Source organism: Azospirillum halopraeferens DSM 3675, assembly GCF_000429625.1.
Taxonomy (GTDB): domain Bacteria; phylum Pseudomonadota; class Alphaproteobacteria; order Azospirillales; family Azospirillaceae; genus Azospirillum; species Azospirillum halopraeferens.
Map to the genome: position 1 here is coordinate 11,809 of NZ_AUCF01000044.1, position 18,851 is coordinate 30,659.

Annotated in this window: 16 protein-coding genes, 1 tRNA gene and 1 rRNA gene; 2 read left to right on the forward strand and 16 right to left on the reverse strand. The window is 73.3% G+C overall.

What is annotated here, in order from left to right; genetic code table 11:
* Positions 1–4 precede the first annotated feature (4 nt).
* Positions 5–553, forward strand: a complete 549-nt coding sequence (locus G472_RS0124220; protein WP_029010447.1) for a GNAT family N-acetyltransferase — start codon at positions 5–7, stop codon at positions 551–553.
* Here the strand turns inward: G472_RS0124220 and pseG are convergent.
* The 10 genes from pseG to G472_RS0124270 all read right to left on the reverse strand — a co-directional run bounded on the left by pseG (position 541) and on the right by G472_RS0124270 (position 12,981).
* Positions 541–1,590: a UDP-2,4-diacetamido-2,4,6-trideoxy-beta-L-altropyranose hydrolase gene (gene pseG / locus G472_RS0124225; RefSeq protein WP_245593571.1), complete on the reverse strand. Its 1,050-nt coding sequence runs from the start codon at positions 1,588–1,590 to the stop codon at positions 541–543. The two genes, G472_RS0124220 and pseG, sit on opposite strands and share 13 nt — an antisense overlap.
* Before the next feature lie 38 nt (positions 1,591–1,628).
* Positions 1,629–2,351, reverse strand: coding sequence for a nucleotidyltransferase family protein (locus G472_RS0124230; RefSeq protein ID WP_029010449.1), 723 nt, complete (start codon positions 2,349–2,351; stop codon positions 1,629–1,631).
* Between the two features lie 112 nt (positions 2,352–2,463).
* Positions 2,464–3,105 carry a hypothetical protein gene (locus tag G472_RS0124235; protein ID WP_245593572.1) on the reverse strand — a complete coding sequence of 214 codons (642 nt, stop codon included), beginning with the start codon at positions 3,103–3,105 and terminating at the stop codon, positions 2,464–2,466.
* A 160-nt stretch (positions 3,106–3,265) separates the two neighbouring features.
* Complete coding sequence (locus tag G472_RS37570; RefSeq protein ID WP_051341208.1) at positions 3,266–8,047, reverse strand: tetratricopeptide repeat protein; 4,782 nt, start codon at positions 8,045–8,047, stop codon at positions 3,266–3,268.
* Positions 8,044–10,053 carry a tetratricopeptide repeat protein gene (locus G472_RS0124245; protein ID WP_029010451.1) on the reverse strand — a complete coding sequence of 670 codons (2,010 nt, stop codon included), beginning with the start codon at positions 10,051–10,053 and terminating at the stop codon, positions 8,044–8,046. Before G472_RS0124245 ends, G472_RS37570 begins: the two co-directional genes overlap by 4 nt.
* Positions 10,054–10,255: 202 nt before the next feature.
* On the reverse strand, positions 10,256–10,573 hold the full coding sequence (locus G472_RS0124250) for a hypothetical protein (protein WP_029010452.1): 318 nt from the start codon (positions 10,571–10,573) through the stop codon (positions 10,256–10,258).
* Between the two features lie 109 nt (positions 10,574–10,682).
* Positions 10,683–11,246 (reverse strand): GNAT family N-acetyltransferase, encoded by a 564-nt coding sequence (locus tag G472_RS35375; RefSeq protein WP_051341209.1) that lies wholly within the window; start codon positions 11,244–11,246, stop codon positions 10,683–10,685.
* A 22-nt stretch (positions 11,247–11,268) separates the two neighbouring features.
* Entirely contained in the window at positions 11,269–11,832 is a 564-nt protein-coding gene (locus G472_RS37575; protein ID WP_051341210.1) for a phage tail protein, read from the reverse strand.
* A gap of 21 nt (positions 11,833–11,853) precedes the next feature.
* On the reverse strand, positions 11,854–12,402 hold the full coding sequence (locus G472_RS0124265; protein WP_029010453.1) for a phage tail protein: 549 nt from the start codon (positions 12,400–12,402) through the stop codon (positions 11,854–11,856).
* Positions 12,403–12,432: 30 nt separating this feature from the next.
* Entirely contained in the window at positions 12,433–12,981 is a 549-nt protein-coding gene (locus tag G472_RS0124270; protein WP_029010454.1) for a phage tail protein, read from the reverse strand.
* A gap of 309 nt (positions 12,982–13,290) precedes the next feature.
* Between G472_RS0124270 and G472_RS0124275 the strand changes: the two genes are divergently transcribed.
* Entirely contained in the window at positions 13,291–14,535 is a 1,245-nt protein-coding gene (locus tag G472_RS0124275) for a 2OG-Fe(II) oxygenase family protein (RefSeq protein WP_156927242.1), read from the forward strand.
* A 247-nt stretch (positions 14,536–14,782) separates the two neighbouring features.
* Here the strand turns inward: G472_RS0124275 and G472_RS0124280 are convergent, their stop codons facing one another.
* The 6 genes from G472_RS0124280 to rrf all read right to left on the reverse strand — a co-directional run bounded on the left by G472_RS0124280 (position 14,783) and on the right by rrf (position 18,844).
* Entirely contained in the window at positions 14,783–16,735 is a 1,953-nt protein-coding gene (locus G472_RS0124280; protein ID WP_029010456.1) for an asparagine synthetase B family protein, read from the reverse strand.
* On the reverse strand, positions 16,732–17,676 hold the full coding sequence (locus G472_RS35385; protein WP_051341212.1) for a phosphoenolpyruvate carboxykinase (ATP): 945 nt from the start codon (positions 17,674–17,676) through the stop codon (positions 16,732–16,734). Before G472_RS35385 ends, G472_RS0124280 begins: the two co-directional genes overlap by 4 nt.
* The gene (locus G472_RS35390) at positions 17,673–18,128 is read right to left on the reverse strand and encodes a lasso peptide biosynthesis B2 protein (protein WP_051341213.1); all 456 of its coding nucleotides are present in this window, start codon (positions 18,126–18,128) and stop codon (positions 17,673–17,675) included. Before G472_RS35390 ends, G472_RS35385 begins: the two co-directional genes overlap by 4 nt.
* On the reverse strand, positions 18,125–18,403 hold the full coding sequence (locus G472_RS0124295; protein ID WP_029010457.1) for a PqqD family peptide modification chaperone: 279 nt from the start codon (positions 18,401–18,403) through the stop codon (positions 18,125–18,127). Before G472_RS0124295 ends, G472_RS35390 begins: the two co-directional genes overlap by 4 nt.
* A 197-nt stretch (positions 18,404–18,600) precedes the next feature.
* A tRNA-Met gene (locus G472_RS0124300) sits at positions 18,601–18,677 on the reverse strand.
* Positions 18,678–18,728: 51 nt separating this feature from the next.
* A 5S ribosomal RNA gene (gene rrf / locus G472_RS0124305) occupies positions 18,729–18,844 on the reverse strand.
* Positions 18,845–18,851: the final 7 nt, after the last annotated feature.

The window sequence follows — 18,851 nt, forward strand, 5'->3', positions numbered from 1 at the left end:
CGCCATGTTCCGCTTCCGCCGCCCCGTCCCCGACGACGCCGCCCTGCTTCTCGATTGGCGCAAGCGTCCGGACGTCACCCGCTGGATGTTCACCGACATCGACCATGGCGAGGCCGAGCAGCGCGCCTGGCTGGAGCGCTGCGCCACCCGCGACGACCTGCGCCATTTCGTGATCGAGCATGAGGGGCGGCCCGTCGGCTACCTGTCGTTCGCCGGGATCGACCGGGTGAACCGTCATTGTTCGACCGGGCATTACTTCGCGGACGCTGAAGAGCGCCGCCGGCTGGGCGGCTACATGCACGCCTTCATCATGGATTACGCCTTCTACCGGCTGGGCATGAACAAGGTCGTCAACTCGTTCATGGCCGGCAACAGCCGGGTGCTGCGCCTCCAGACGGTGCTGCATTACCGCCCGGTGGGGGTCTACCGCGAGCACATCTTCAAGTACGGGCAGTGGCACGACGTCCACGTCTTCGAGATGTTCGAGCGGGACTGGGCCCGCCACCCCCACCCGTTCCCGCGCGACGTCACCCTCGGCGCCTACGAGGAGTGACCGGCGCCCATCGCCGCGATCAGGGCGTCGGCGATGCGCGGCGCGCCCTGCGCATCCACCGCCGCCGCAGCCCGCGCCGCCATGGCGCCCCGGCGCTGCGGGTCATCCCACAGATGGCGGGCCTGCGCGGTGATGGCGGCAACGGCGGCTCCGGGCGCGTCGGAACGGGCGTCCACCACGGCCGCCAGGCCGGCGGCGGCGGCCCGGGCGGCGGCCGGGGCCTGGTTGTCGGCGATCACCACCAGCAGCATGGGCACCCCCAGCGCCGCCAGTTCCCCGGTGGTACCGCCGCCCGCCGACACCGCCAACCCGGCCTGCGCCATCAGGGCCCCCATGGACGGGGTGTCCACATGCACCTCGGCCCGATCGCCCAGCCGGGCCGCGACGGCGCGGACCTCGGCGGCGCGCGGGTTGGCACCGCCGACCACGGCGAGGAGGCGGCAGGACACCGGCAGCCGCTCCGCCAGCGCCGCAAGGCACGGCGCGGTAAGCCCCGGCGGGTCCGCCCCGCCGAAGGTCACCAGCACCGCCCGGCGCTCCACCGGGTCGGGGCGCGGAGCCGCCGCCGCGGTGCGGATCTCCCGCCGCAGCGCCGCGTAGGCGGGGCCCAGCAGCAGCCGCGCCCCCGGCGCGATGCGGGCATACAGCTCACGGTCCGCCTGCAGGGCGGGATTCACCACCAGGTCGGCGTGGAACGCCGGCCGATCCGCCAGGTCGTCGAAGACCAGCACCGGCCGGCCGGGCGTCCGCAGGCCGGTGCGGAAATCCGTGTCGAAGTGGTATCCGTCGAGCACCAGCGCCCGGGCACCCTCGGCGTCGAGCAGGCCGCGGGTGGCCGCCAGATCGGCCGGGCCGCCGGCCGGTGAAGGCGTGCGGTGCACCGTGAAGCCGGCGCCGGCCACCCGGGCGTCCATGGCGGGTGAACCGGCGGCCATGGCGAACACCACCCGGACCCCGCGGTCCTGCAACGCCTCCGCCAGGGCCAGGCAGCGCATGACATGCCCCGTCCCCATGGCGGGCGAGGCGTCGGCGCGCATCACGACGCACGGGGGCGCCGGCATTGCGGCGCCGGGGGTCATGCCCTGCCGCCGATGACCTCGGCGGCAACGGCCAGGCTTTCGGGTGTGCCGATGTCGATGAAGCACGCCTGCGCCACGAAGGCGCGCAGCGTTCCCGGCGGTTGGCGTTCCAGCACGTCGCGCTCCAGCGACACCGCGTCGGACGCGGCGATGCGGTCGAGGAAGGCGGCGGAGAAGAGATAGACCCCGGCGTTGATGATCCCGCGCCCCGGCGCCTTCTCAACAAAGCGGAGCACCCGGCCATCGGGCCCGACGTCCACCCGGCCGAAGCGGGCGGCGTCCTCCACCTCGACGCACAGCACCGACGCCTCGGCCCCCGACAGCCGGTGGGCGGCGACGAAGGCCCGCAGGTCGGCATCCACGAAGGTGTCGCCGTTCACCACCAGCACAGTGTCCGAGCGCAGTTCCCCGCGGGCGAAGCGCAACGCCCCGGCGGTGCCCAGCGGCCGCGGCTCGATCTCGCACACCACCTCGATGGCGTGGCGGGAATCGCCGCGGGACAGCCACGCGGTCACCCGGTCGGCCAGGTGGCCGAGGCACAGCACGGCACGCCGCGCGCCGTAGCGGGCGAGATGATCGAGCAGATGACCGAGGAAGGCGCGGCCGGCAATGGGCGCCAGGACCTTGGGGGTGTCGCCCAGCACGCTGCGGATGCGCGTGCCGAGACCTCCGGCGAGCACCGCCACGTCGATGGTCGCCAGCGCGTCCTCAGGCCGCACCGCCCACCGTCCCTTCCGGCCCCGGCACCGAGCCCGTCACACCGTCGAACATGCACCCATCCCCGCTGGTCAACCCGCCGGCCGGTACCACCGGCCCGCGGGAGCCCCAACCCTAAACGAAGATGTTGAAGCTGCCCAACAGCTTTTGCGTGCCCGACTGACCGGTCGGCATGGAGCGCATGTTCTGCAGCGCCGCATTCAGCCCGCTCAGCATCTCCTGCTGCCCGGCGGACATCTGGAACGGGTTTTCGCCCTTGCGGGGCTGCTTGGCGACGGTGTCGAAATCTTTCGTGTAGGTGCCCATGCTGAGCTGGACGGCGTAGTTCTTCGCCTCGTTCTTGTCCACGCCCTTTTCGCGGGCGATCCGCAGCGTGTAGTCGCCGCGGTCGAGGGTCAGTTCCCCCTCCATGAGTTTCTTGAAATTCTCGTATTTGTCGCCGGCGTCCTTGTTGCTGTCGGCGACGACGAGACCGTACTTGTTCATGAGCTGGACGTTGACGCCCTCGTCGCCGATCTGGCCCAGCGTGGCCTCGCCCTTGTTGGTGACCCGGAACTTGTAGAAGTCCACGGGATCGCCGGCCCCCAGGTTGGAGACGACGTTCAGGCGGGTCATGTTCTTGGCCAGGACGCCGATGTCGGTCGCGAAGCCGCGGGTGTTCATCACGGACTTGCGGACGTCCTTGCGGAATTCCTGGACGTTCTCGGGCTGGGAGCCTTCCTTCTGCTCCTGCAGGCGTTTGATCGCAGAATTCATGGAATCGGTCAGACCCGAGACCATCGAGTTGACGCCGGCCAATCCATCATCCGCCATGACACCCTCCCATCCCTGAACGGCAATCGCCGCCATCGATCACCGGGCCGGAGGCCGCTTGCGGCGGACACTCCCGGCCACTGTTCACGCTACCCCTCCCGCCTTAACCGTTCGTTAATTCCCGGCCCCGGCAGGCGTTGGCCCCCATCACCCTATGCAAATCACGCGCCACTTGAAGCAGGGCATCGCCCGGTCCCTCCCCCGGCCGGCCGGCGGCCCGGCGCATGGACGGGAACCAGGGACGGCAGCCGGTGCCCAGCGCCGACCAGTCGCCGGCTCCGCCGATGCGCCACACCGGCACCCCCAGCGCCCCCGCCAGCTCCCCGACCGCGGTCGGCGCCGTCACCACCAGGTCCAGCCCGGCGGTCAGCGCCGCCATGGCTTCCAGATCGTTGCGCCGGTCCAGGTCGGGCCAGCCGTGGATGGTCACGCCGAAGTGCGCCTCCGCGGCGGCGATCTCGGCGGCGCAGTCGTCGTACTGCAAATTGACGGCGACGACGCCGGGCAGCGTGAGCAGCGGCCCCCATTGGTCCAGGCGGGTGTAGGCGGCGGCCCGCTCGGCGGTGATGCGGGCGCTGCGCCAGCACACGCCGACGCGCAGACCGGGCGGCAGCGCGTCGAGACGCCGGCGCCAGTGCGCCGCCAGCCCCGGCTCCGGCCGCAGCCGGGCGGCGGGGCCGGCCGGGAAATCCGCCAGCCGCGCCCGCAGCAGCCGCGGCAGCGAGCCCATGGGAATGTGGCGGTCGGCGTCGTCGGGCGCCGCCGTTTCCGCCCGCACCGTGGCGCCGGGGAACGAGCGGGCGAACAGCCCCACCAGCCGGGCGTCGCATTCCACCACCGGGTGGATGCCGGCCGCCGGCAGGCCGGGGATCAGGGTGGCGAACATCAGCTCGTCGCCGAGGCCCTGTTCTGCCCACACCAGGAGTTTTTTGCCGGCAAGATCTTCCCCCTGCCACTCCGGCATGGCAAAACGCCGCCACGGCGCCGCCTGCCCCGCGGCGAAGCGGTGGGCGTAGTCGGCCCAGCCGCCGGCAAGGTCGCCCCGCGCCAGCCGCACCAGGCCGCGGTTGACCAGGGCGTTGGGCTGGTCGGGCACCAGCCGCAGCGCGCGCCGCGTCGGCGCCTCGGCGGCGGCGAAGCGGCCGCACGCCTGCCGCACGTGCCCCAGGTTGACCAGCGCGTCGGCCAGATCGGGGGCCAGGGCCACCGCACGGCGCAGGCACGCCTCCGCCTCACCCCAGCGGCCCTGCCCGGCGACGGCGCCGCCCAGGTTCGACCACGCCCGGGCGTGGGCCGGCGCCACCGCCAGGGCGCGGCGGTGGTCGCGCTCCGCCGCGGCGAAGCGGTCCCCTCCCTTGCAGGCCGCGCCGCGGGTGGTCAGCGCCCCCGCCAGCGCGGGGCGCAGGGCCAGGGCGCGGGTGCAGGCGGCCTCCGCCTCCGACCACCGGCGCGCCCGCAGCCGCGCCGCCCCCAGGTTGCCCCAGCTTTCCGCCAGGTCGGGGTTGACCAGGATGGCGCGGCGGTGCGCCGCGGCGGCGGCCTCCGGCGCCCCGAGGTCCTGGAGCGCGACGCCGGCGTTGTTCCACGCCTCCGCCATGGCCGGCGCCAGGGCAAGGGCACGACGGTGCGCCGCCGCTGCCGCTGCGCGCCGGCCGGAGGCGTTCAGCGCCAGACCCAGATTGGTGTGGGCCGCCGCGCGCTCCGGCTCCGCCTCCACCGCCCGGCGGTGCCAGACGACGGCGGCTGCGGCGTCGCCCAGGCGCCGCCGCACCGCCCCCAGCAGGTCCAGCGCCGCTGCCCGCCGGCCGCCCAGGGCCGCCGCGCGCTCCAGGCTGTCCGCCGCCTCCGCCGGCCGGTCCAGCAGGTGGAGCGCCTTGCCGAGCGCCGCGTGCGCTTCCGGATCGTCGCCCGCCAGCGCCACCGCGGCACGCGCCTGCTCCGACGCCTCGGCGGCCCGGCCGAGATCGCAGAGCACGGCGGCCAGGGCCAGCCGGGCGTCGGCCGCAGCGGCGTCCTGCGCGACCGCCGCCTCCAGCTCCGCCCGCGCCTCCTCCGGGCGGCCGAGCGCGTGCAGGGCGGTGCCCAGGTTGGCGCGCGCCGCCGCATAGTCCGGGCGCAGCGCCAGGGCGCCGCGGTAGCGCGCCGCCGCCTCCTCGGTACGGCCCAGGGATTGGAGCGCGCTGCCCAGGTTGTTGAGCGCTTCGGGAAAGGCGGGGCGCAGATCCAGCGCCCGTCCGTAGGCGGTCACCGCCTCGGCGGTGCGCCCCAGCGCCTGCAGGACGGAGCCGAAGTTGCCGTGATACTCCGCCGCGTCGCCGCGCCGGGCGATGGCGTGGCCGATCAGTTCGGCCGCGGCGGCGTGGGCGCCGATCTGGTGGGCCAGCACCCCCAGCAGGTGCAGCGCGTCGGGATGGCCCGGCTCGGCGTCGAGGGCGCGGCGGTACAGCGCCTCCGCCTGCCGCAGGTCGCCGGCCCGGTGCGCCTGCAACGCCGCGGCGACCAGTGCCGGGGCGGCGTTCGCGGCGACCGGGACGGCCGGTGCCGCCGCCACGGCCGGAACGGCCGGCGCCGCCGATTCCGCCGGCGGCGCGACGGCAGCCGCGGCAGCCGCGGCGCGCAGGGCCCGCGCCACCGCCGCGGGCACGTCGTCCAGCGTCTCGCCGGGGCGCGGGGTGAACAGGCGCATGGCCGGGAACCACGGGCGGACGGCGGTGCCGAGCCGGGTCCAGTCGGTCCGGCACGGGCGCCACACGGGAACGCCCAGGGCGCCCGCCAGCTCCCCCACCGACACGGCCGGAGACAGCACCAGGTCCAGGCCGGCGATCAGCGCCGCCGTTCCCTCCAGGTCGTTCTTCAGGTCCAGGTCGTCCCAGCGGTGCAGCCGCACGCCGAAGCGCGCCTCCGCCGCCGCCACCTCGTCGGCGCAGTCGTCGTACTGCAACAGGACGAAGCGGACACCCGGCACCGCGAACACCGGCGCCCATTGGTCGAGCGCGGTGTAGGAGGCCCGGCGCTCCGCCGTCATCAGGCTGCTGCGCCAGGCGATCCCCACCCTGAGGCCGGCGGGCAGGGCGTCGAGCCGCCGCCGCCACTCCGCCGCGCGCTGCGGATCGGCGACCAGCCAGGCCGGCCGTGGCGGGAAGGCGACCGGCCCCGGCCGGAAGACGCGGGCCAGCGACCCCGCGGGCACGTGCCAATCCGCGTCGGGACCGGACACGCTGCCCGCGGCGCGCACCGTCGCCTGCGGAAAGGACCGGGCGAACAGGCCGGTCAGCCGCGGGTCGCAGTCGATGATGACCCGCCCGGCAGCGGCGATCAGGTCGGGGTAGAGGGAGGCGAACAGCACCTCGTCCCCCAGCCCCTGCTCGCGCCACACCAGGATGGTCCGGCCGGCCGGGTCCTCGCCGCGCCAGGCCGGCACGGAGAAGGTGCGGGCGGCGCCGATCTGTCCCGACGCGAAGCGCCAGGCATAGTCCGGCCAGCCGCCGGCGGTGTCGCCGCCCTCCAGCCGCAGCAGGCCGCGGTTGAAGCGCGCCAGCGCCAGATCGGGCAGCAGGGCGAGGGCGCGGTCGTAGAGCCGCGCCGCCGCCGCCCGGTCGCCGCCGCGCTGCACGGCCAGCGCCAGATTGCTCAGTGCCTCGGCGTAGGCGGGCTCCAGGGCCAGGGCGCGGCGCAGCGGCGCCACGGACGCCCCATGGCGCCCTTCCTTCTGGAACGCCGAGCCCAGGTTGTTGTGCGCCCCGGCGTCCCCCGGCATCAGCCGCAGGGCGCGCCGGTGGGCGGCCCCCGATTCGGCGAAACGCTCGCTCTCCCGCAGGCCGTTGCCCAGATTGGAAAGGGCGCCCGCCAGATCGGGGGCCAGCGCCAGCGCGGCGCGCCAGCAGGCCAGCGCCGGCCCGACCTGCCCGAGGGATTGCAGGGCGTTGCCCAGGTTGTTCCAGGCCGGCGCCAGGGTCGGTCGGCGGGCCAGGGCCTGGCGGTGCAGCGCCGCCGCCGCCGCCGCGTCGCCCAGCGCCAGCCGGGCGGTGCCCAGGTTGTCCAGCGTTTCCGGATGGTCGGGCCGCACGGCGAGTGCCGCGTCGAAGCAGGTGGCGGCGTCGGCGACGGCGCCCAGGTCCATCAGCACGCGGCCCAGGGCGTGCAGCGCGTCGGGGTTGCGGGGGTCGTGGCGCAGCGCCTCGGCGTAGGCGTCGGCCGCCTCGTGCAGGCGCCCGCGGGCGCGCAGGGTGTCGGCGGCGTTGACGATGGCCGCGGGGTCGTCGGGCCGGCGCGCCAGCGCCTCGCCGAAGCAGGCCATGGCCTCGTCGCCGCGGCCCAGCAGGCGCAGGGCGATGCCCAGGTTGTTCCACGGCGCCGGGTCGGCGGGGCGCAACGCCGCGGCGCGGCGGTGGTGGTGGATCGCCTCCTCCACCCGGCCGAGGTCCTGGAGCACGACGCCGAGGTTGAGGTGCGCCTGCGCGAAGTCGGGGCGCAGCCGCACCGCCTCGGCGTAGGCCGCGGCCGCCTCCGCCGCTTGCCCGGCGACGGCGAGCGCCAGGCCCAGGTTGTAGTGGGCCTCCGCATGGGTGGGTTTCAGGGCGATGGCCCGGCGCTGGCATTCCGCGGCGTCCGCTATCCGGCCCATGGCCTGGAGCACCAGCCCGAGGTTGCCGTGGTAGTCGGGCACCGTGTCGTCGGCCAGGATCGCCTCGGCGATCAACGCCGCCGCGTCGGCGTGGCGGCCCCGCTGGTGGGTCAGCACGCCCAGCAGGTGCAGGGCGTCGGCGTGCCGGGGGCGGGAGTCGAGGATGCGGCGGTACAGCGGCTCGGCCGCGTCCGGCTCCCCCGCCTGATGATGGCGCAGCGCCCGGGCCAGCAGCGCCCGCACATCGGCGTCGCCCGTCACCGGCGGGCTCCGGCCAGGGCGGCGAGGTCGCGGGCGACGCGGACCAGGGCGTCGCCGGGGGTGCCGCCGGGCGGCGGCGGCACCGGGCGCATGGTGGGGAACCAGGGGCGCACGGCGGTGCCCAGGTGCGTCCAGTCGGGCGCGCACACCCGCCACACCGGCACGCCCAGCGCCCCGGCCAGCTCGCCCGGCGCGCTGGCCACCGACACCACCAGATCGCAGGCGGCGGTCAGCGCCGCCGCCGTCTCCAGGTCGTTGGCCAGGTCGTCGGCGGGATCGCAGGCGATGGTCACGCCGAAGCGCCGTTGGGCGGCGGCCAGCTCGTCGTACCGGCCATCGTATTGCAGGCTGACGAAGCGCACGCCCGGCACCGCGAACAGCGGCCCCCATTGGTCGAGCGTGGTGTACGCGGCGCGGCGCGTGCGGTCGCTGCGCCAGCTCGTCCAGGCGATGCCCACCACCGGGCCGGCGCCGTCGGCCAGCCGCGCCCGGCGCTCCGCCACCCGCTGCGGCTCTGCGGTCAGCCAGGCGGGGCGGGGCGGAAAGGCGCCGAGACGGTCGCGCAGGACGCGCGGCAGCGAGCCCGCCCGCACATGCAGGTCGGCGTCCGCGGGATCGTCGGCGGGCCGCTGCACCGCCGCCTGCGGGAAGGCACGGGTGAACAGGGGGATCAGCCGGCGGTCGCACTGGATGGTGACGCGGCCGGCCCGGGCGATGGCGTCGGCGTAGCAGGACGCGAACATCAGCTCGTCCCCCAGCCCCTGTTCGCGCCGGATCAGCAGGTGGCGCCCGGCGATGTCCCCGCCCGTCCATTCCGGCAGGGCCGGCCCCGGCCCGGCGGGACGCCCGGCGTAGTCGGCCCAGCCCTCGCCCAGCCGGCCGGCGCGCAGGCGCAGCAGGGCGCGGTTGAGCGCCGCCGCCCCTTCCGCGGGATCGTGCGTCAGCGCCGCGCCGAAGGCGGCCTCCGCCGCGGCGGCGTCGCCCAGGTCCTGCAACGCCAGGCCGAGGTTGACGTGGGCGGCGGCGTAGCCCGGCCGCGCCGCGGCGGCCCGGCGGTGCAGCGCCGCGGCCCCGGCGGGGTCGCCCTGCTCCCGCCGCACCGATCCCAGATTGGTCAGCGCCTCCGCCATGCCGGGGCACAGACGTACGGCGCGGGCGTACGCGCCGGCCGCCGCAGCGGTGCGGTCGAGGCGCAGCAACGACTGGCCGTGCAGGTTCCACAGTTCCCCGTCGTCCGGCACCAGGGCGATGGCGCGGCCTTGCAGCGCCGCCGCCTCGGCCGTGCGGCCCCGCCGCTCCACGGTCACGGCCAGGGCGGCCAGGGTGGGGGCGTGGTCCGGACGGGCGGCGCGGGCGGCGCGCAGGTCCGCCTCCGCCTCCTCCGTACGCCCCAGGTCGGCAAGCGTACGGCCGAGCGCCAGCCGCGCCTCCGCCATCCCCGGCAACGCCGCCAGCGCGGCGCGCAGGACCGGCTCGGCCTCCGCGGCGCGGCCCAGCGCGCGCAGCGCGGCGCCCAGGTTGCCCTGCGCCTCGGCATAGGCCGGGCGGCCGCGCAGGGCCTCGCGGTAGGCGCGCTCCGCCTCCGCCGGGCGGCCGCGGGCCATCAGGGCGTTGCCCAGCGTGTTGGCCGCTTCGGGAAGGCCCGGCCGCAGGCGCAGGGCGCGCCGGCAGGCGGATTCCGCCTCCTCGTACCGGCCCAGGGCGTGCAGGGCGAAGGCGAGGTTGGCGTGGTAGTCGGGCACCGTCCGGTTGCCGGCGATCGCCTGCCCGATGAGATCGGCCGCATCGGCGAAGCGGCCGGCCCCGCAGGCGAGCATGCCCAGCAGGTGCAGGGCGTCGGGATGGCCGGGGCGCACGGCCAGGGCCTGACGGTACAGCGCCTCCGCCGGCGCCGCGTGCCCGTCCCGGTGCAGCGCCAGCCCCTGCGCCAGCAGCGGCGCCGCGGGGTCCGCCGCCGCCGCCCGGTTTCCGCCCGCGGCACCCGCCCTGCGTTCCTTTCGGTTCATCCGGCCGCCCGCTCCGCTCCCTGCCCCGCCGCCGACCGTATGAGTATCACGTTTCCCCCGCCGCGGAAGCGTCATGCCGGCCGCATCATACGGTCGGCAATTGATCACTTCCATCAATTGCCGACCGTAAAACCCGGCAGATCAATGCCTTGGCATTGATCGAGAGGGTGATACCGGCGACATCCGTCAGATGCCGCCGGTATCACACGCAGGAGCGCGGCGGCGGGCGCGGGCGGTTGGCATCGATGCGCTCCATCAGGTCGCTGACCTCGGCCGCTTCGGCGGTGTGGCCGAGGTCCAGCAGCATGCGGCCGTAACTGCCGAGAGCGCCCAGCACCGCCATCTCGTCGGTGGCGCCGGGCACCGGGTCGCCGTTGCGGTCGACCACCAGGGCGCCCAGCACCGCCAGCATCTCGGCCACCTCGGTCACCGCCTCGCCCAGCGCCGCGTCGCCGTCGTCCGCGGCGGCGAACAGCGGCTCCAGCACGTCGGGAAGGGGTATATCGTCGTAACCGCCCATGCTCTCCCCCGGATCTCCGGGACGATGACCGCGCCATGGTGCGGCGGGGGAGGGAAAAACGGAAGCGCCGAAGCCATTCCGGAACGGATGAGTGCCCTTGCGGCAGCGGTTACTCCGTCGCGGACGGGTCGGGGTCCCAGCGCAGATGGTGGCGGGTGTCGTCCGTCGCGCGGTGGCGAAAGCCCATCCGGTGGTAGAGCGCCGCGGCGCGCGGGTTGTCCACCGCCACGCTCAGCACCACGCCGCCGCCGCGTTCCATCGCCAGCGCCCGCAGCGCCCGCAGCACCGCGGTGCCCAGCCCGCGGCCCCGCCGTTGCGGCAGAAGGCTGATATCGACGAGGTGCAGGTCGAGGCCGCGGTCCACGTAAAGCCGGCCCACCGGATCCCGCCGGTCGAGGATCAGCAGGAAGTCGGCGTCGGGAAAGCGGCGCAGGTAATCGGTGTGCTGGGCGTGGAACTGCTGCTCGCAGAAGGCGCGCTTCATCTCTTCCGGCCAGCCGGTGCGGGCCAGTTCGGCGTCGCGGGCGTGGCGGTAGAGCCGCTTCAGGAACGGCAGATCGGCGTCGCGGCAGGGCCGCAGCCGGTATCCCGGGATCGACAGAACAGGCTCCCCGGAGGGAGCCTGTCGCGGCTTGGGAAACCCCGGCAGGGGCGTGGACGGAGCAACGATCATGATCGCCGGCCCGTCACCGCTGTCAGGGCCGCACCGGGAACACCGAGTCGTACGCGTCCACGTTGATGCAGTAGCGCAGCACCAGATAGGGCGAGTGGTTCTCGTGCGCCTGCCCGCTGCCTGCGACGCCCACCCCGGCCGGGCTCATGGCGACCACCGTCGGGGCCGGGGTCGCGGTGGTGGGAGTGTAACCCAGGTAATTGAAGATCTGTCCGCTGCGGATGTACTGCGGCGCCGCCGGAAGTGCGGCGCTGGACGGCGCGGTGACCCGGGTGGACCCACCCTGCGTCTGAAGCGTGTGGTCGTGGGATGGCATCTGGGACTGGAACAGGGTGACGGTCGGGGAACCGACCGGCGTGCCAAAGGGATAGGCGTTGCCCTGCGCGTCCGTCCCGGCGCCCATGACGGCGATGCCGCGCAGATCCGGCAGTTTGAACTGGGCGCCGCTGCCGCCGAACTGGTAGCCGATCACCGCGAACAGCGGCTGGTACTGGGACACCGGCAATGCCTGTCCGATACACTCCTGCCAACCCAGCGGGGCAAAGCCGTAGGGGAAGGCCCGGATCTCTCCGATAAACGCATCCATAAGTCGTGTCCTTCCCGTCGGTCAGTTGAAATCCGGATAGAGACCCAACACCGCGATGATGTAGGTGAGCGGCAGGGTGGGCATCACGTTGCTGTGGGCCTGGTTGCCGCCCGCGGGCAGCAGCGCGTTGTCGGCCATCACACGGTTGGTAACCGTCGAACCATAGGGAAAATAGCAGTTGAAATCGTCGCTGGGGTCGGCCAGCACGGTGCCCTGGGGCGAGGTGGCGGTGGCCGCCGCGGTGGAGGCGTTCAGCGTGTGGGTGTGGACCGGCAGATTGGCGGTGGCCAGCGTGACCGTCACGGCCCCGCCGGTCTGGCCGATCGAATAGGCGCTGGTCCCCCCCTGGGCGACGGTGCCGTTGGCCGCACCGACGCCGATCGGCAGACGGCCGCGCAGGTCGGGCAGGGCGAAGTTCGTGGTGCCGTTCCCGCCATAGATGGTCCCGATCAGGGAAAACAGCGCCTCGTTGCCCTGAATGGTCAAAAGCTGGCCATTGCACAGCGCCCAATCCTGCGGCGCGTAGTTGCCGGCGAACAGCCGGATCTCACCGACATATTGTGAGGTCATCGTGGAAACTCCAGGTCAGGGCCGGGTGGATCAGGCGCGCTGCGGGAAATAGCCAAGCGTGGCAATGCAGTATTGCATCGCCAGGAACGGCTGCCGATTCTCGTGCGCCTGCCCGCCGCCCTGCGGCTGGATGGCGCTGGGGTTGAGCGCGGTCAGCGATTGCGGCGCCCCGTACATAGGGGGATTCGCCGGCGGGTTCGTCAGATTGGGCGGCGGAACCGGGGGCGCGAAGTAGGCGTTGGTCGGGTTGGCCGTCGTTCCGTTGGACGAGGTTCCGTTCAGCGTGTGGCTGTGTGCGGGCATCTGCTCCGTGGTCAGCGTCACCGCCTCCAGCCCGCCCTTGGCGCCGAGCTGGGGAGAAACTCCCTGGTTCGTGCCGAACATGCCCAGCATCGCGCGCCCGCGCAGATCGGGCACGCCGAAATTGGTTTTGCCGTCACCGCCGAAGGTCGTGTTCAGCAGCGCGAAGAGTGCCATGTTCTGCTGGATCGGCAGCAGCCGTCCGTCGCAGCTCACCCACCCATCGGGGATCTTGTTGTAAGGGAAAATGCGGATTTCGCCAACATACACCTCTGACACGGGCGCCTCCTTGGTACGTCTTCCACGTCCGGCTGCAACAGTAGCCGGTCCATGGCTTTACGATTGCAGTCGGCACCATGGCACAGATAACAATACACGGCAATCAATGGCGTATTTTGTTGCAATTCCTCGCGTGAGTGCAACTGCATGATGCCGAAGCGGATTTCGGGTGCAGCAACGGCATTCGTGCATTGTTTGGATCGCCCGATCATGCACCCTTTGGTGCCGGACGGCCGATTCTGGTAAGGTTCATTCTGCCGCGGTCGCGGCGACACCAGCGGCGGCCATTCCCGAATCGGAAAGAGCGCGATGGCGAAGCATGGTGCAGCGGGGATGCCGGACGACCCGCCCGGCCCGCGGTGGACCCTTCGGGATGTTGCGGCCTGTTTCCCGCCCTCGGCCCGGCTGCCGCTGCTCGCCGAGCGTGCGGCGCGCCCGTCCGCCACCGCCGGTCATCACAAGGCGCTGGCCCGCACCCTGTTGGAGCTTGGCCGGCTGGAGGAGGCGTGGACCGCCCTCGCCCCCGCGCTTGCGGGGCCAATCGACCCCGACACACGCCTTCTGGCGGGGACGATCGCACGGGCGTCCGGGCGAATGGGGGAGGCCATCGCCCATCTGCGCCATGCGGTCGCGGACGACTCCGCATCCGTTCCCGCGGTGGACGGGCTGGCCCGCGCGCTCGACCGGGTGCGGCGGCGGGACGAGGCGCTGGCCGTCCTGGCCGACGGGCTGCGCCGGGCGCCCGGAAACGCGGACCTGTGGGCCACGCTCACCGGCACCGCCGTGGCCGGCGGGCGGGCCGCGGCGCTGGAACGCGCCTTCGCGGAGCTGGTGCTTCCCGAACACCCCATCGGCGGCATCACCGACGCCCGTGTCTTCCTGGCGGAACGGGGGGGGGACCGGGCAACGCTGGAACGGTTGCTGCTGGCCCCCGGCCTGGTGTCCGAAACCGATCTGCTGCCGCCCGACGATCCGCTGCTGGACGCCGTCCTGGCGGAAGTCGCGGCGGTGGACGACTTCGTCGCCAACCCCTACGACCGTTCGGTGGCCGGCGGGCGGCAGGCGCCGTTTCCCGTCACCGCCGACCGCCCGGCCTGGGCGGCTCTGGTCCGGCGAATCCGGGACCGGGTCGAAGCGCATTTCGCCGCGCTGCGCCGTGCCGATCCGGGCTTCGCGCCGCCGGGCGGCGGCATCCGCCTGCGGAGCTGGGCGGTGCGCCTGGCGGACGGCGGACGCCAGCGTGTCCACCTCCACCCGACGGGCTGGTTCTCCGGCGTCGTCTATCTGGCGGTGCCGCCGGAGGTGGCAGCGGCGGACGATGGAGCCGGGTGCCTTGAGATTCCGGTGCTTCCCGGTGGCCTGATCCCCGATTGGCCGGTGCGGCGCATCCGCCCCGCGCCGGGGCGGCTGGTACTCTTCCCCTCATACTTGCGCCATGGGACCGTGCCGTTCCGCAGCGCCGGCGAGCGTGTCTGCATCGCCTTCGACCTGCTGCCCGAAGATGGGGTTGCGGATTGCGGAACTTGTCGCGCCGGATATGCCGGAAGCGGTTGACCGGGACAATCCGCTTCCGATATTTGTATCGACGGTCGGGTTGCACGCTTTTTAGTGTTCAACGTTTCCGCACCGGCGCAGAAGCTGGAGAAGATTATGGACGAGACTATGCTCACGGGACACACCGACACCGCCAGGGAGCGCAAGCCCTGGTGCGAGCCCGAACTTGTGGAGGTGCCGGTCGTGAACGGCACCGGAAACGGGGGAACCCCGCCAGCCGACGATGGTTTTGGTACCTGATCACTCCTCAAGCGGCCCGGTCGAGCCCCGCGCGGAGAAGGAAGTCGATACTGGACACGCCGGTCAGGAACTGGTGCCGTAGGCCGTTCCGCACCTCGGTGCGGGCAGCGGCGGAGTGGTCGAGGTCCGCGCCCGCCCAACGGCGCAACACGTCCATGGCGAACATTTCCTCGATTTCGGGAATGCCGGCCGCACGGTCCAGAACGGCGTTCAGCCGATCCCGGCCCTTGTGGAGCCGGTGCATCCAGTCCGCAGCCTGATAGCCGCGGAAGGATAGGGTGGTCATAGCCTCCCGCGGGACACGGCGGGCGAACGCCTGCCGGTAGATCCAGCGGGGCTGGCCGTCGCGCAGAAACACGTGGATCGGCATAGCCAGGATCAGGGCGACGAAGCGCCGGTCGCGGCTGGCGTCGCGCTCGTCCGTCCCAAACGCCCCCAGCATCGCCTTGCTGTGCACCCCGATATCCCCCTGGTAGAGGCCGAGGCGCAGGCGGGCGCGGCGGGTCGCGCATCCGGGGCCGAGGTACGACATGGCCTCCCACCGGCCCTTTCCCTCCTCCCGCCGGATGGCGTCCAGGGCGGCCGGGCTGAGCGGCGAGTACTGCTCGCGGATGACGACCTTTCCCCGGCCTGCCCGCACAATTGCGAGGGTGAGCGCTTCCGGCAGGAACGGCCCCATGGCTATGTTGAGAAGACGGCGATTCGACAGCCCCTCCGCCTTCAAAAGGTGCATTTCGCGCACCAGCGTCCGCCAGCGTCCGCCCGCGAACAGCTCGGGCAACCGTTCCAGCCCGTTGTAGCTGACCGTCAGGTTGCCGAAGATGCCGTTCAGCAGCACCCGTTCCCCGCGCTCCTGCATGCGCCGGGCGATGTCCAGGCGCCAGACACGGTTGCAGATGTTGCGCAGCGGCTGGCGCAACCAGGTGAAGGTGTGCTCCAGTTCGTCGCCCATGGCGCGGCCGTCGCGGCCCACCAGGATGTGGTCGATGTTGGGATAGCGGGCGGCGGTGACCGAGGCGATCCCGCTTTCGTCCACGATCTGGCCGGGCAGCGACGGCACGGTCACCCCCGCCATGGGCACTGCGGTGTAGGCGGTGATGCGCTGGCCGCGCGCGCCCAGAAGCTCCGCCGCGGTGGTCGCCACCGCCGAGCTGTCGTAGCCGGAACTGAGATGACAGCCGAACCGCCCGGTGGCGCGCAGGCGGTCGCTCACCGCCCGGTCGAAGGTCTCGCGGTACGCCTCCACATACTCCGCGTCGGAGCGCAGGCGCAGCGGTTCCGGCTCCGGCAGATCCCAGTACCGGTCGGCGCGCGTGCGGCCCTCCGCATCGATTTCCAGCCGGGTACCGGGCATCACCCGGCGGATGCCGGCGAAGAAGCTGCGCTCCCCGAAATCCGCGAAGAAGCCGGCGTGCGCCCGCACCGCGCCCGGGTCGGGCGCCATCGGCACGTCGGGCAGGGCGTGCAGGCCATGGTACATGGTGGCGAAGGCAATGCGGCCAGCCCGCTGGTGGTAGAACAGCGGCCGCTCCCCCATGTGGTCGCGGACGAGGTGGAGCCGGCGGTCACGCCGGTCCCACACCGCGAAGGCGAAATTGCCGACCAGCCGTTCGGGGCAGCGCTCCTCCCACCGTTCCCAGGCGGCCATCAGCAGGTCGGAATCGGCCATCGCCTCGCCGCGGGCGCGGGGGATGCCCAGCGCCTCCCACAGCTCCGGCCGGTTGTCCAGGCGCAGGTCGGCCACCATCACGAATCGCCCGCTGCCGCCGGTGAGCGGCTGGCGGTCGTGGACGTCTTCCGGCAGCAGGGCGGTCAGCCGGCTGCCCAGCGCCACCGCCCCGCCGTCCCAGGCGCCGGCGCGGTCGCGGCCGAACGGCTCCAGCGCCGCCTGCATGCGTTCCACCAGATCGGCGGCGTCCGGCCGGCCGTCGAAATTCCAGATCCCCGCGATCGCGCTCATCCCCGATCCTTCCCGTCCGCCACCCGCACCGCTTCCTCTATGGCGTCGCACAGCGCGTCCAGCCGGTCCAGCCCGTCGGGCCGGCGCAGCACCCGCACCGGCACCCGCCCGGCCAGCCGCGCAGCCCGGCGGAACGCCGTTGCCCCCTTGTCCAGCGCCTTTGACGCCGCCGGCCACGACACGTGCCGGTGCAGTGCCGCCGCGGCTTCCGCCCGCGTCAGGGTGTCGATGACGGGGGACCCCAATCCGTTGTCGGCCTTCAGCACCAGGACCATCGCCAGCGGCACCGGCTCCGCCCGGAAGGCGGCCAGCGGGTGGTGGAACTTGTCCAGGTGCCGCAGCACCCGCAACGCCGGGTCCGCCGCGTCGCCGAAAGCCGCCGCCGATGTTCCCCACAGCTTCACCGACGGGAAGCCGGGGTGGGCCAGCGCGCTGTCGGGATCGATCACCGCCAGATCGTCACTCAGAAGCCGGTGCCCCCGCTCCACCAGCGCCCGCGTCGTGGTGGATTTGCCCGCGCCGCAATGGCCGGCCAACGCCACGCCCCGGCCGCCGATCTCCAGCACGGCCGCGTGCAGCGGCGGCCGGCCGCGCTGGTGGCACAGCATCGCCAGCCCGGCGCCGAACAGGGCGGTGTGCAGCTCCGCATCGGTCACGTCGGCAGCGGCGTCCACGGTCATCCACCGCCCGTCCTCGACCAACAGCCGGATGCCCTCCGCCCGGGTCAGCGTCATGGCGCCGTCGGCGCGCACCGTGATGCGCATGTCCTCCGGCACGGCGGGCGCCTCCGGCGCGCGGACCGGGCCGAAGCGCACCTCGATGTCGGGGCCGGCAGCGTCTGCGGCGGGCTCCTCCGGCGGGGCGGGGTGGAGCAGCGGCAGCGCGCGCGGCGAGCGCAGGCGCCAGCCGAACAGGCGGTAATGATAGGTCGTCCCGGTCACCCCGGCGTTCCTCCGGCCGGCCGGCCGTTGCCCACCCGCCCGAGATCGGCGAGCGGGGTATAGGCCCCCGCCCCTTCCCCGCCCAGCAGCACCTCCGTTCCCAGGAGAAGCCAGGCGTGGGCCTCCAGCCGGCCCTGTTCCTTGCGCACGCCGAACCGGATGCGGGCGCCCCGGATGCCGCGCCGCGCCAGCAGCAGGGCCCCGGCCACCGCGCGGACGAGACAGGTGCTGTGCCACGGCAGGCGCGCGGCCACCGCCACCACCCGCCGCGCGACGCCGCGTGCGCGCGCCGCGGCAGCGGCATCCGCATCGGCCGCTGCGAAGGGGGCGTCGTCGGGCGCCGAGAAACGGCCGAACAGCGCTTGCGCCCGGCGAAGCGGCATGGCGAACACCAACGCCAGGGCGAGCACCAGCGCCAGCGCGGTTTCGATGCGAAGGGCGAAGGCGATCATCCCGCGATCCGGATCAGCCGCTTGTCCAGCAACCGGTCGAGCAGGCGCAGCACGCCCGCCCGGATGGTCTCCGGCGGCGCGTCGTACTCCTCCTCCAGGCGGCGGCAGAGCGCCGCCACCTCCACCGGCGCGGCGAGGTCGCGCCAAATGCGGGAGCCGACGTCGTTCAACGCGTAGTATTGCCCGCTCTCCACATCCATCATGACGGTCTCACCGTCCAGCTCCGTGGAGAGCAGATCCTCGTTGGCGACGACACGGCTGTCGATCGAGATCATAACAAAACACCTCCGGCCGGAGAATGAACACCCGCCCCGCTCGCCGACGCGACACCGGCAGCACGCAAGGCGGCTTCTCCGGCGCGGATCATGCACCAGATGGTCGTGCCGGGTCCAGCCCGCCGGCGGCCGTAAAGCGGGGCGCCCAACGCACGAACGCCCGCCGGGCGCATGGCCTGGCGGGCGTTCGTGGTGTTTGGTTGCGGGGGCAGGATTTGAACCTGCGACCTTCAGGTTATGAGCCTGACGAGCTACCGGGCTGCTCCACCCCGCGTCGAAGGCATGCGGACAAGGAAGAGGGTAAGAACCTGTGTGCGTTCCGGTGACCCGGCGGCGACCTACTCTCCCACGTCTTAAGACGCAGTACCATTGGCGCTGAGGGATTTCACGGCCGAGTTCGGGATGGGATCGGGTGCAGGGGCCCTCGCCATGACCACCGGGTCACCGG

Excerpts from the sequence above, each read along its gene's own strand:
- G472_RS0124280 (WP_029010456.1), bottom strand. The coding sequence starts at position 16,735 with ATGAGCGCGATCGCGGGGATCTGGAATTTCGACGGCCGGCCGGACGCC.
- G472_RS37575 (WP_051341210.1), bottom strand. The coding sequence starts at position 11,832 with ATGGATGCGTTTATCGGAGAGATCCGGGCCTTCCCCTACGGCTTTGCC.
- G472_RS0124265 (WP_029010453.1), bottom strand. The coding sequence starts at position 12,402 with ATGACCTCACAATATGTCGGTGAGATCCGGCTGTTCGCCGGCAACTAC.
- G472_RS35375 (WP_051341209.1), bottom strand. The coding sequence starts at position 11,246 with ATGATCGTTGCTCCGTCCACGCCCCTGCCGGGGTTTCCCAAGCCGCGA.
- G472_RS0124235 (WP_245593572.1), bottom strand. The coding sequence starts at position 3,105 with ATGAATTCTGCGATCAAACGCCTGCAGGAGCAGAAGGAAGGCTCCCAG.
- pseG (WP_245593571.1), bottom strand. The coding sequence starts at position 1,590 with ATGCGCGCCGACGCCTCGCCCGCCATGGGGACGGGGCATGTCATGCGC.
- G472_RS0124250 (WP_029010452.1), bottom strand. The coding sequence starts at position 10,573 with ATGGGCGGTTACGACGATATACCCCTTCCCGACGTGCTGGAGCCGCTG.
- G472_RS0124220 (WP_029010447.1), top strand. The coding sequence starts at position 5 with ATGTTCCGCTTCCGCCGCCCCGTCCCCGACGACGCCGCCCTGCTTCTC.
- G472_RS0124295 (WP_029010457.1), bottom strand. The coding sequence starts at position 18,403 with ATGATCTCGATCGACAGCCGTGTCGTCGCCAACGAGGATCTGCTCTCC.
- G472_RS0124245 (WP_029010451.1), bottom strand. The coding sequence starts at position 10,053 with ATGAACCGAAAGGAACGCAGGGCGGGTGCCGCGGGCGGAAACCGGGCG.
- G472_RS0124275 (WP_156927242.1), top strand. The coding sequence starts at position 13,291 with ATGGCGAAGCATGGTGCAGCGGGGATGCCGGACGACCCGCCCGGCCCG.
- G472_RS35390 (WP_051341213.1), bottom strand. The coding sequence starts at position 18,128 with ATGATCGCCTTCGCCCTTCGCATCGAAACCGCGCTGGCGCTGGTGCTC.